Origin of the sequence: uncultured Pseudacidovorax sp. (assembly GCF_913773995.1) — a bacterium.
Lineage (GTDB): Bacteria > Pseudomonadota > Gammaproteobacteria > Burkholderiales > Burkholderiaceae_C > Xenophilus.
Genome location: NZ_CAJYES010000142.1, coordinates 1 through 10,917, shown reverse-complemented (window position 1 = coordinate 10,917; position 10,917 = coordinate 1). Strand labels below are relative to the sequence as shown.

At 71.0% G+C, this 10,917-nt stretch carries 11 protein-coding genes; 7 read left to right on the top strand and 4 right to left on the bottom strand.

Going from position 1 to position 10,917, the window contains the following annotated elements; genetic code table 11:
- The first annotated feature begins 28 nt into the window (after nt 1-28).
- From QZ772_RS13335 to ureG, 7 genes are all read left to right on the top strand, one after another.
- Nucleotides 29-634 carry a HupE/UreJ family protein gene (locus tag QZ772_RS13335; protein ID WP_295526978.1) on the top strand — a complete coding sequence of 202 codons (606 nt, stop codon included), beginning with the start codon at nt 29-31 and terminating at the stop codon, nt 632-634.
- Nucleotides 635-650: 16 nt separating this feature from the next.
- Nucleotides 651-956, top strand: coding sequence for an urease subunit beta (locus QZ772_RS13330; RefSeq protein ID WP_017761531.1), 306 nt, complete (start codon nt 651-653; stop codon nt 954-956).
- Nucleotides 956-2,728, top strand: coding sequence for an urease subunit alpha (gene ureC / locus QZ772_RS13325; protein WP_295526975.1), 1,773 nt, complete (start codon nt 956-958; stop codon nt 2,726-2,728). The genes QZ772_RS13330 and ureC overlap by 1 nt, the downstream gene beginning before the upstream one ends.
- Nucleotides 2,729-2,733: 5 nt before the next feature.
- Nucleotides 2,734-3,240 carry a GNAT family N-acetyltransferase gene (locus QZ772_RS13320; RefSeq protein ID WP_295526972.1) on the top strand — a complete coding sequence of 169 codons (507 nt, stop codon included), beginning with the start codon at nt 2,734-2,736 and terminating at the stop codon, nt 3,238-3,240.
- 76 nt (nt 3,241-3,316) lie between these two features.
- Complete coding sequence (gene ureE / locus QZ772_RS13315; protein ID WP_295526969.1) at nt 3,317-3,904, top strand: urease accessory protein UreE; 588 nt, start codon at nt 3,317-3,319, stop codon at nt 3,902-3,904.
- Between the two features lie 192 nt (nt 3,905-4,096).
- Nucleotides 4,097-4,768, top strand: a complete 672-nt coding sequence (locus tag QZ772_RS13310) for an urease accessory UreF family protein (RefSeq protein ID WP_295526965.1) — start codon at nt 4,097-4,099, stop codon at nt 4,766-4,768.
- A 40-nt stretch (nt 4,769-4,808) separates the two neighbouring features.
- Entirely contained in the window at nt 4,809-5,456 is a 648-nt protein-coding gene (gene ureG, locus QZ772_RS13305; protein ID WP_017756951.1) for an urease accessory protein UreG, read from the top strand.
- A 40-nt stretch (nt 5,457-5,496) separates the two neighbouring features.
- On the opposite strand, the gene QZ772_RS13300 is transcribed toward ureG, so the two are convergent.
- From QZ772_RS13300 to QZ772_RS13285, 4 genes are all read right to left on the bottom strand, one after another.
- Nucleotides 5,497-7,257: a hypothetical protein gene (locus tag QZ772_RS13300; protein ID WP_295526963.1), complete on the bottom strand. Its 1,761-nt coding sequence runs from the start codon at nt 7,255-7,257 to the stop codon at nt 5,497-5,499.
- A 16-nt stretch (nt 7,258-7,273) separates the two neighbouring features.
- Nucleotides 7,274-7,858 (bottom strand): dual specificity protein phosphatase family protein, encoded by a 585-nt coding sequence (locus QZ772_RS13295; protein WP_295526960.1) that lies wholly within the window; start codon nt 7,856-7,858, stop codon nt 7,274-7,276.
- Nucleotides 7,859-8,070: 212 nt separating this feature from the next.
- Entirely contained in the window at nt 8,071-10,467 is a 2,397-nt protein-coding gene (locus tag QZ772_RS13290; RefSeq protein ID WP_295526957.1) for an EAL domain-containing protein, read from the bottom strand.
- The coding region (locus QZ772_RS13285) for a methylamine utilization protein (RefSeq protein WP_295526954.1) at nt 10,464-10,917 on the bottom strand (454 nt) is incomplete at its 5' end. The genes QZ772_RS13290 and QZ772_RS13285, both read right to left, overlap by 4 nt.

Below are 10,917 nucleotides of genomic sequence, written 5' to 3'. Positions count from 1 at the left end.
ATCCACCCCATTTCTCAGAAAGACGCCCATGCGCACTTCCCGCCCCCTGCTGCTTCGCATCGCCACCGCCCTGGCCGCCACGGCCGCCCTGCCCGCCCTGGCCCACACCGGCGCCGATGCCGGCGCGCACCATGGCTTCGTGGCCGGCTTCGTGCATCCGCTGACCGGCCTGGATCACCTGGCCGCGATGGTGGCCGTCGGCCTGTGGAGCGCCCTGGCCGCGACGAGCCGCCGCGAGCTGCTGGCCGCGCCGCTCGGCTTTGCCGGCATGCTGCTGGCCGGCGCGCTGGCGGGCCTGGCCGGCCTGTCGCTGCCGGCGGTGGAGCCGATGATCGCCGCCTCGCTGCTGGTGCTGGGCCTGCTGGTGGCCACGCAGCGCCGCCTGCCCGCCATCGCCGCCGCCGCGCTGGTGGGCGTGTTCGCCGTGTTCCACGGCATCGCCCATGGCCGTGAGCTGGCCGAACACGGCGGCGCCATCGCCACCCTGGCCGGCATGCTGGCCGCCACCGTCGGCCTGCATGCGGCGGGCATCGGCCTGGGCCTGGCGCTGCGCCATGCCAACCGCTGGCTGCCGCGCATCGCCGGCGCCGCCGTCGGCCTGTTCGGCCTGGCCCTGCTGGGCGGCATCGCCTAATCGAAAGGCGACGCACATGATCCCGGGCGAACTGCTCATCGACGCGGGCGACCACGACCTCAACCCCGGCCGCCGCACACTCACCGTGGTGGTCAAGAACGGCTCGGACCGGCCGATCCAGGTCGGCTCCCACTACCACTTCGCCGAAACCAACGGCGCCCTCGACTTCGACCGCGAGGCCGCGCGCGGCATGCGGCTGAACATCGCCTCGGGCACCGCCGTGCGCTTCGAGCCCGGCCAGCAACGCACCGTCGAACTGGTCGACTTCGCGGGCGACCGCATCGTCTACGGCTTCCGCGGCCTGGTGCAAGGAAAACTCTGATGGCCTCCATTTCGCGCCGCGCCTACGCGGAAATCTTCGGCCCCACCGTCGGCGACCGCGTGCGCCTGGCCGACACCGGCCTCGTCATCGAAGTCGAGCAGGACTACACCCTGCGTGCCGGCGGCTACGGCGAGGAGGTGAAGTTCGGCGGTGGCAAGACCATCCGCGACGGCATGGCCCAGAGCCAGCGCACGCGCGCCGAAGGCGCCGTCGACACGGTGCTGACCAACGCGCTCATCCTCGACCACTGGGGCATCGTCAAGGCCGACATCGGCCTCAAGGACGGGCGCATCGCCGCCATCGGCAAGGCCGGCAACCCCGACACCCAGCCGGGCGTGGACATCGTCATCGGCCCGGGCACCGAAGTCATCAGCTGCGAGGGCAACATCGTCACCGCCGGCGGCATCGACAGCCACATCCACTTCATCTGCCCGCAGCAGATCGAGGAGGCCCTGGCCAGCGGCGTGACCACCATGCTCGGCGGCGGCACCGGCCCGGCCACGGGCACCTTCGCCACCACCTGCACGCCGGGCCCCTGGCACATCGAGCGCATGCTGCAGTCGGCCGATGCCTTTCCGATGAACCTGGGCTTCCTGGGCAAGGGCAACGCCAGCCGCACCGGCGCGCTGCACGAGCAGATCGAGGCCGGCGTCATCGGGCTGAAGCTGCACGAGGACTGGGGCACCACGCCCTCGGCCATCGACCATTGCCTGGAAGTGGCCGAGGCCACCGACACGCAGGTGGCCATCCACTCGGACACGCTCAACGAATCGGGCTTCGTCGAGGACACCATCGCCGCCACCAAGGGCCGCGCGCTGTGCGCCTTCCACACCGAAGGCGCGGGCGGCGGCCATGCGCCGGACATCCTGCGCGTGGTGGGCGAGGCCAACTTCCTGCCCTCGTCCACTAACCCCACCATGCCGTACACGCAGAACACGCTGGACGAGCACGTGGACATGCTGATGGTGTGCCACCACCTGGACGCCGCCATCGCCGAGGACCTGGCCTTTGCCGAATCGCGCATCCGCAAGGAGACCATCGCGGCCGAGGACATCCTGCACGACATGGGCGCCATCAGCATGATGAGCAGCGACTCGCAGGCCATGGGCCGTGTGGGCGAGGTGATCATCCGCACCTGGCAGACGGCGCACAAGATGAAGGCGCAGCGGGGCTGGCTGGCGCCCGGCCCTTCGACGAGCTCAGGGCGACCGAATGCCGTTCGCGCTGAGCCTGTCGAAGCGCTTTCCCGCAACGACAACTTCCGCGCCAAGCGCTACGTCGCCAAGTACACGATCAACCCCGCCATCTCGCACGGCATCAGCCACGAGGTGGGCAGCCTCGAAGTGGGCAAGTGGGCCGACATCGTGATCTGGAAGCCGGCCTTCTTCGGCGTGAAGCCCTTCTGCATCCTCAAGGGCGGCAGCATCGCCATGGCCGCCATGGGCGACCCCAACGCCAGCATCCCCACGCCGCAGCCGGTGCACTACCGGCCGATGTTCGGCGCCTTCGGCGGCAACATCGCCAAGAGCAGCCTGACCTTCGTGTCGCAGGCCGCCCATGCCGCCGATGTGGGCCGCCGCTACGGCCTGGCCAAGACGCTGGGCGTGGTCAAGAACATCCGCAACGTGCGCAAGAAGGACCTGATCCACAACGGCCTGACCCCGGTGATGGAGATCGACCACCAGACCTATGCCGTGCGTGCCGATGGCGTGCTGCTGACCTGCGAGCCAGCCAAGGTGCTGCCGATGGCGCAGCGCTACTTCCTGTTCTGATGGGGATGCTGGCGGAGGTTTCGACGTCCGGCGACGCGCCGGCCCTGGTCATCCGGCTGGACGACCTGCGCGATGCGCGCATCGCGCTCTTCCTCGAAGAGCACCTGGCCGACATGCGCCGCGTCTCGCCGCCGGAGAGCGTGCATGCGCTGGACCTGGAAGGCCTGCGCCGCCCGGAGATCCGCTTCTGGAGTGCCTGGACGCAAGATGGCCAGGGCGAGACGCTGGCCGGCACGGTCGCGCTCAAGCGGCTGGACGACGGCCACGCCGAACTGAAATCCATGCGCACCGCGGCCCACCTGCGCGGCCGCGGTGTTGCCGCGCAGCTGCTGGCCCATGCCCTGGCCGAGGCCCGCGCCGCCGGCCACACGCGGATGAGCCTGGAGACGGGCACCCAGCCCTTCTTCGCTCCGGCTTGGGCGCTGTACACGCGGCACGGCTTCGAGCCCTGTCCGCCTTTCGGGGACTATGGGCCGGATCCGGCCAGCTGCTTCATGACCCGCATGCTTTGAGGCACACCAGGTCGCCGGACAATGGTGGCCTTTCTTGTCTCATCCGGCCGCCGCTGTGCGGCCCCCAGGATCGACCATGCTCACCGCCAACAAACTCATGCCCCAGGGCCGCGGCCTCGCGCCCGTGCTCGTCAAGCGGGCCGCCACCATCGAACTCGACTGGGACGTGCGCCAGAAGAGCCGCTTCGACACCACCGATTCGCAGGGCCGGCGCATCGGCGTCTTCCTGCCGCGCGGCACCGCCGTGCGTGGCGGCGACATCCTGGTGGTGGAGGACGGCTCGCTGGTGCGGGTGATCGCCGCGCCGCAGACGGTGCTGCGCATCACCCACTGCACGGCCCACGGCACGCCCTTCGACCTGGTGCGCGCGGCCTACCACCTGGGCAACCGCCACGTTCCCATCGAGCTGCAGCCCGACCACCTCAAGATCGAGCCCGACCATGTGCTGGCCGACATGCTGCGCGCCATGCACCTGATCGTGAACGAGGTGCAGGAAAGCTTCGAGCCCGAAGGCGGTGCCTATGGCGGGCATGTGACCAACGACGGGCATTCGCACCATCACCATGGGCATGCGCATGCCGGGCATGGCCATGACCATGACCACGGCAAGGCGCAGGGCGGCCATGTGCATGGGCCCGGCTGCGGCCATGACCATTCGCACTGACATGACGCTGCAGATCGGGAGGCGCGAAGGCTCCTTCCCCCTTTGGGGGAAGGCAGGGATGGGGGCTTGTGCGCCACGACGCCTCGCGAGTGGGCGGGCCCCCACCCCCGCCCTCCCCCAGAGGGGGAGGGAGCCAATCCTTGCGCCTCATGCATGGCGACGACGCAGCCAGCCGGCGCCAGGAGGCTGACCATGCTCGCCCCTAACAGCCTTCTGCAGCTCATCTGGCTCGCCTCGCCCGCGCTGCCCGTGGGCGGCTTTTCGTATTCCGAGGGGCTGGAGGCCGCCATCGAATGGGCCGGCGTCAAGGACGAAGCCTCGGCCGCCGACTGGCTGGCCGGGCAACTCCAACTGAGCCTCGCGCGCGGCGACCTGTCGGTGGTGGCCCAGGCCATCGCGGCCTGGTCGGCCGGCGATCTGGCGCGCGTGCAGTCGCTCAACGATTGGGTGCGGCAGACGCGCGAATCGGCCGAATTCCTGCTGCAGACCGAGCAGATGGGCCGCTCCTTCGTCGAATGGCTCAAGCTGCACCATGCCGATGCCGCCGCCTGCTTCGCCGACCTGCCGCCCACCTATCCCGTGGCCTTCGCCTTTGCCGCTGCGCGCGCGGGCGCCAGCGCGCAGGACGGCTGCCTGGCCTTCGCCTTCGGCTGGGCCGAGAACATGAGCGCGGCCGCCATCAAGGCCGTGCCCCTGGGCCAGAGTGCCGGCCAGCGCATCCTGGCCCGCCTGGCCAAGGAGATCCCCGCCGCGGTCGAGGCCGCCATGGCGCTGCCCGACGAGCGGCGCCAGTCCTTCTCGCCCATGCTGGCCATCCTGTCGGCACGGCACGAGACACAGTACTCGCGGCTGTTCCGCAGCTAGGCCCCGACCAGCCCCGTTCCACCTTCCCTCGCACACGACCATGACCGCCCTGCACCACGTTCCGAACCGCACCAAGAAACTGCCGCCCCTGCGCGTGGGCATCGGCGGACCGGTGGGCTCGGGCAAGACCACCCTGCTGGAGATGCTCTGCAAGGCCATGCGCGACCAGTACGACCTGATCGCCATCACCAACGACATCTACACCAAGGAAGACCAGCGCCTGCTCACCGTGGCCGGCGCGCTGCCGGCCGAGCGCATCCTGGGCGTGGAGACCGGTGGCTGCCCGCACACCGCCATCCGCGAAGATGCCTCCATCAACCTCGAGGCCATCGACCGCATGCTGGGCGACTTTCCCGAGGCGGACGTGGTGTTCGTCGAAAGCGGCGGCGACAACCTGGCCGCCACCTTCAGCCCCGAGCTGTCGGACCTGACCATCTATGTGATCGACGTGGCCGCGGGCGAGAAGATCCCGCGCAAGGGCGGCCCCGGGATCACCAAGAGCGACCTGTTCGTCATCAACAAGACCGACCTGGCGCCGCACGTGGGCGCCGACCTGGGCGTGATGGAAGCCGACACCGTGCGCATGCGAAAGGGCAAGCCCTTCGTGATGACCAACCTCAAGACGCAGGACGGCCTGGCCCAGGTGGTGCGCTTCATTGAAGAGCGCGGCATGCTGGCCGCGGGCTGAGGCATCGCCAGTCGGGGCGCCCGGCCCCGCTGCGGCTTCTTCAGCCCAGCAGCCGCCGCAGCCACTGCGCGTAGCGGCGCACCTCGCGGCCCAGCGTGGCCTTCTCCACCTCCGGGGCCGCCTGCAGGGCCATGGTGAAGGCGCCCAGCTGGAAGGCCGCGTACAGCGGCAGGTACAGCGCCAGCAGTGCCGATTGCACCGGCACGCCGACCGTGCGCAGCCGTTCCATCAGCCAGTGGCGCTCGGCCGCGTCGAGCGAGAACTCCACCGCGGCGCCGGCCACGTCCCACTCCAGCGGCTGGCAGCCCACCAGGTCATGGGCCACGGCATGGTCCACCGCATCGGCCTTGAGCAGGGTGCGGCCGTCCCACAGCCACTCCCAGGCGTGCAGACGGTTGTCGGTGAACACCCGGCGCAGCGGCACGCCCAGCGCCACCGGCGGCAGTGCCTGGCGCCACGCCAGCCAGGCTCGTGCCCCTTCTTCGCCCAGCCCCTTGGCGATGTTGTGGCCGGCCATGTCGAGCAGTACCTCGCGCGTGGCGCCCGCGGCCTCCGGTGCCGGCAGGTGCGTGCCGCGAAAGCCCAGGTACTCGGCCAGGCGCTCCAGCAGCAGCCCCCGTGTGGGCTTCTGCGCCGGAGCCCACAGCGGCAACGGCCTCGCATGCGCCAGCCAGCGCTCCGCCATGAAGCCGTGCCACAGTCCCTGGACCGGCGGGCAGAAGCCATGCCGCGCCAGCAGATGGCGGCGGGCGCAGGCCAGACGACCGCCGCGGCCCAGCCCGGCAAAGCGCAGCAGCCAGTCGCCGCCCTCCGCCGGCAGGAGGAACTTCAGCCGCTCCATGTGCACCTGCGCGGGCAGTGCCCTGGCCCCCCAGCCATGCCATGCGCGCCACGCCCCGCCCGACAGGTCGTGCATGTCGCCGCGCACGCCGTGCAGCGCATCGCGCACCCAGTCGACCAGACGATGGGGTGGCAAGGCGGCGGCGCCGGCCACCTCGTCGAACTCCAGGTAGTGCACCGGCTGCTCGCGCCAGAGCAGGCGCGCCTGCGGGCTGGCAGCCGGCCCCGGTCCATGCCCGTGCGACGGAAAGAGATGAACGCGGGGCCGCGGCACGCCGGCGCGACGCAGCGCCTCCACACCCGCCAGGAAGCTGCTTCCCGACAGGCCTGGCCCCTCGTCCACCACGACGGCGTCGGGCGCCCAGTTGGCGGGCGGAAGCGACCCCGCCTGCCGGTCGAAGGGATGGCCGTGCGGCCGCAATGTGTCGAAGCCCGGTGCGCGCAACCCGGCCGCCACCATGGCGGCCAGGCTGGTGCCGATGCTGCGCAGGCCCAGCACGCGCGTGTGCTCCCCCGAGAGCGCACCCGACTCGCGCATCTGCAGCGCGGCCATGCCGTGGCCCTCGGGATACAGGGCGTAGAAGGCGTAACCCTCGCAGCGATGCACCGTGACCCACGCGGGCAGGGCCTGCCGCCCACAGTCGCGCACCGCCTGCTCCACCGCCTCGTCGTGGGCCAACGCGAAGCCGTAGCACCAGCTGTGAAGGCAGCAGCGCGCGAGGGCCAGCGTGAGTTGCCGCACGCTGTCGACGCCCGGCGTGACGCCATAGGAAAGCACCTCGTCGCCGACCGCATCGGACACGCCCTGCAGCAGCTCGCCGGCCTCGATCAACGCTTCCACCAGCCGCGCGTGGCGGACGATCCCCGGCGCCAGCGCGCGCGCCCGCCGCAGGCCGATGCACACGCGCGCCAGCTTGGCCCGGGACCGTTCCTGCCGCCGCCCATCCCCGTAGACGATCATGCGCGGCCCTGTCGCCTCACCTGCGGGCCGCGTCCCGCGTGGCGGCATCGGCCGTGCCGGTGCCCGTGCCCTGGCGCAGGTGCGCATAGGCGATGCGTTGGCATTGCGCCATCGTCGGCACGGCCCAGGTCGCACGGGCCTGATGGCGGTGCCGCGCCATCCAGCCGATCCAGCACGCCAGTTGCTCCGGCGAGGGCGAGACCACCGCGCGCTGGGACTTCATGTCCGCCAGTGCCTGCAGCGGCGGCATGCCGCGCGCCACCAGCACGCACAGCGCCAGCGTGGCCGAGCGGCCGATGCCCCACTGGCAGTGGATCAGCAGCCGCTCGCCCGCATCGAGGCTGGCCTGCGCGAAGCGGATGCCGCGGTCCAGGTGCGCATCGCCCACGCTGCTCATGTCGGGCGTGGGCAGGTGCAGCAGCCGCACGCCCAGTCGCATGAGCGCTTCCTTGTCGTCGCTATCCTCCTCACGCAGATCGATGACGGCACGCACGCCATGGGCGCCCGCCAGCTCGCCATAGAAGCCCACAGGAAGGTGGCCGCCCACTGCCAGCTGCGGCGTGATCCAGTCGAAATGCGGTGAGGAACGCAGCGGATTCATGCTGATGATCTTGGCGGTCGGCCAGCACCGCGCGCAAGCACCGGGCACCCACAACGCGGTCAGCCTTGTCCCACAACGGCCGGGCTTGCGCGCGCGGCATTCGCCGATCGGCGCGGTGCCGGCATGGTGGGGCCGGAGGAGCCCACCGTCACCGGCCACTCACGCCGGCGCGGAGAAGGCAAGCCCGGTGCTCGTCGGCACCCGTGGCCGCTTCAACCGGGCGGCGACGCCGGCTCCCGGGCCGCGGCCCTGGCGACGGCCTGCTCCGCGGTCCGCGCCGCGATCCAGCCGCCGAAGGCCTCCCAGGCCATGGGCCGTGCGATGTGGAAGCCCTGCGCCTTCTCGCAACCCATGCCGGCCAGCTGCCCGAGCACCGCCTCGCTTTCGACCCCTTCCGCCACCACTTCGAGCCCCAGGTTGTGGGCCAGGTCGATGATCGCGCGCACGATCTTGGCGTCGCTTTCGTCGTCCGCCATCTTCAGCACGAAGGACTTGTCGACCTTGAGCTGGTGCACCGGCAGGTGTTTGAGGTAGGCCAGCGAGGAATAGCCGGTGCCGAAGTCGTCGATGGACAGGCGAAAGCCCATCTCGCCCAGCCGCATCAGCGTGGCGCGCGCCCGCTGGGGATCGTCCATGATCGCGCTCTCGGTGATCTCCAGGCAGAAGGCGGAGGCCGGCACGCGATGGCGGTCGAGGCTGGCCTGAAGCCGACCGATGAGGTGGATGTCGACCAGGTCGCGCGTGGACAGGTTGACCGAGACCATGCGCAGTCCCTGCGCCGACAGCGTGAGCCAGCAGCGGCAGGCCTCGTCGAAGACCCACTGCGTGAGGCGCCGCACGAAGCCGGTCTGCTCGGCGAAAGGGATGAAGTGCACCGGCGGCAGCAGGCCGCGCTGGGGGTGCTGCCAGCGCAGCAGCGCCTCGGCCGTGCAGACCTCGCCGCTGTCCAGGCTGAGCTTGGGCTGCAGGAACAGGCGCAGCTCGTTGCGCGTCACCGCGGCGCGCAGCTCCGACAGCAGCGACACGGCGACCGCCGTGCTCGCCGACTGCGCCGGCTCGTAGGCCAGCCATTCGCGGCCCTGTCGCTTGGCAGCGAGCAGCGCGATCTCGGCACGACCCACCAGCTCGTCGTCGGTCACGCCATGTACGGGCCAGCAGGCATAGCCCGCGCTGACCTGCACGTCGATGCGCTGGCCCGCGGCCATCAGCTGCTCGTCGAACAGCCGCACCAGCGACTGGGCCCAGTCCTGCGCCTCGGCCGCGTCCAGCCCCACGCGCATCGCCGCGAAGGTGTCGCCACCGAAGCGCGCCGCGGCGTCGCCGGGCAGCAGCATGCGCGCACCCAATCGCTGGGCCACCGCGCGCAGCACCTCGTCGCCGAAGGGAAAGCCCAGCACGTCATTGACCAGCTTGAAGCGGTGGATGTTGAGCATCAGCACGGCCGCCGTCGGCGGGTTGCCGTCGTCGGACGCGGCCGGCGCCTGGGCGAGGGTCTGATGGAGCGTGCGCTTGAAGGCCTCGCGGTTGGGCAGGCCGGTGAGGCGATCGTGGAAGGCCAGCCGCGTGATCTCGTCACGCTGGTCGCGCAGGTTCAGGCGCATGGCGTCGAAATCGCGCGCCAGCATGCCCACCTCGTCGGCGCGGCTGCGCTGGTGGATGTCGACGTCGAAGTTGCCGGTGCCGATCACACGGGTGCTGGCCGACAGCTCGGCCAGCGGCTGCACCGCCTGTCGCACCGCCATGCGACCGGCCACCGCGAACAGCGCCAGTCCCAGCACGGTGATCAGGCCCAGCTGCACGGTCATCGCCCTGGTCGCGCCGGTGGCGGGCGCCAGCGAGGCCATGAGCACGGCCTCCATGCGGCCGTCCAGCAGGGGCTGGGGCGAGCGCCGCAGCAGCCAGTCCTGTCCCCCATGGCGCCATTCGGAATCGGTGCCCTGCAGGCTCGCGAATTGCGGCTGCGTGCCCGTGGGCAGGCTGTCGAGCACCGGGGTCAGGGGTCCTGTGCCATCGCTGGTCAGCAGCACCATCTGGATCTGCGCCAGGTCCACGAAGTCGCGGGCCACCTCGTGCGTGAGCTCGAAGCTCATCAGCACCCAGCCGATGACCAGTGGCGCGCGGATGGGCACCAGCACGAGCTGGTAGATCTTGCCGCCGGCCGCATACAGCTGCGCGCCGCCGCCAGCGCTGAGGACCGACAGGTTGCGCAGTTGCGTCGCATCCATCTGCAGGTGGACGCCGCCCGGGCTTTCGGCCAGCCAGTGGAACTGCGCGTCGAGCGAGGCCGCCGTGCTGGCGCCGATGCGGGCGATGCCATTGCCCAGCGCCGAGGCCAGCGTGTCCTGGTCGCCCGCCGCGAGGGCCTCCCGGAAGCCGTAGTCCGCCGCCAGCACCGACGCGGCCTCATGAAGCCGCTGCTGGCGCTGCGCCAGCAGGTTGCGCCAGATGCTCTCGCCCACCACCAGCCGCTGCTGCACATCGGTGCGGGCCTGCTCCCAGAGCGATTGGCGCGCGGCCCAGAAGGTGCCGACCTGGATGAACAGCAGCAGCGCCAGCATCACCAGCGCGATCTGGTTGACCAGCGAGGCGTGGTACCAGCGCCGGCTCATGGCGTGCCCGGGCGCAGGGGCAACTGGGCGCTCGCCTTCGCGGTGTCGCGGCCGACCGTCAGCGCCGCCGTGGCCGGCGGTGTGCCCACCGGCAGTGCTGCATGCCAGGTGCGCAGCTGATAGCCGCCGGCCGGCACGTCCCGCAGCACCAGCCGGCCCTGACCATCGGTCTGCCCGTAGTAGGGCGTGTCCATCACCAGCACCCAGCCCACCATCTCGTCGTGGATGTTGCAGCCCAGCACGACCACGCCCGGCATGTCGAACAGCACCGGATTGGCCGGCCGCCCGATGTAGAGCTTGAGCTCGAAGCGCTTGGCCGGCGAGAACGAGTAGACGTGGTGCCGCACGTCATCGCGGTTGGGAAACTGGACCGAGGTGCCGCGCGTGACGAGCAGCGTCTCGGGCATGAAGCGGCGCTGCGCCTGCGCCATCTCCACGTCCTTCAGCGGC

What these genes read in the sequence shown, in the direction of transcription:
- QZ772_RS13335 (WP_295526978.1), top strand. Translation starts at nt 29, where the DNA reads ATGCGCACTTCCCGCCCCCTGCTGCTTCGCATCGCCACCGCCCTGGCC.
- QZ772_RS13330 (WP_017761531.1), top strand. Translation starts at nt 651, where the DNA reads ATGATCCCGGGCGAACTGCTCATCGACGCGGGCGACCACGACCTCAAC.
- ureC (WP_295526975.1), top strand. Translation starts at nt 956, where the DNA reads ATGGCCTCCATTTCGCGCCGCGCCTACGCGGAAATCTTCGGCCCCACC.
- QZ772_RS13320 (WP_295526972.1), top strand. Translation starts at nt 2,734, where the DNA reads ATGCTGGCGGAGGTTTCGACGTCCGGCGACGCGCCGGCCCTGGTCATC.
- ureE (WP_295526969.1), top strand. Translation starts at nt 3,317, where the DNA reads ATGCTCACCGCCAACAAACTCATGCCCCAGGGCCGCGGCCTCGCGCCC.
- QZ772_RS13310 (WP_295526965.1), top strand. Translation starts at nt 4,097, where the DNA reads ATGCTCGCCCCTAACAGCCTTCTGCAGCTCATCTGGCTCGCCTCGCCC.
- ureG (WP_017756951.1), top strand. Translation starts at nt 4,809, where the DNA reads ATGACCGCCCTGCACCACGTTCCGAACCGCACCAAGAAACTGCCGCCC.
- QZ772_RS13300 (WP_295526963.1), bottom strand. Translation starts at nt 7,257, where the DNA reads ATGATCGTCTACGGGGATGGGCGGCGGCAGGAACGGTCCCGGGCCAAG.
- QZ772_RS13295 (WP_295526960.1), bottom strand. Translation starts at nt 7,858, where the DNA reads ATGAATCCGCTGCGTTCCTCACCGCATTTCGACTGGATCACGCCGCAG.
- QZ772_RS13290 (WP_295526957.1), bottom strand. Translation starts at nt 10,467, where the DNA reads ATGAGCCGGCGCTGGTACCACGCCTCGCTGGTCAACCAGATCGCGCTG.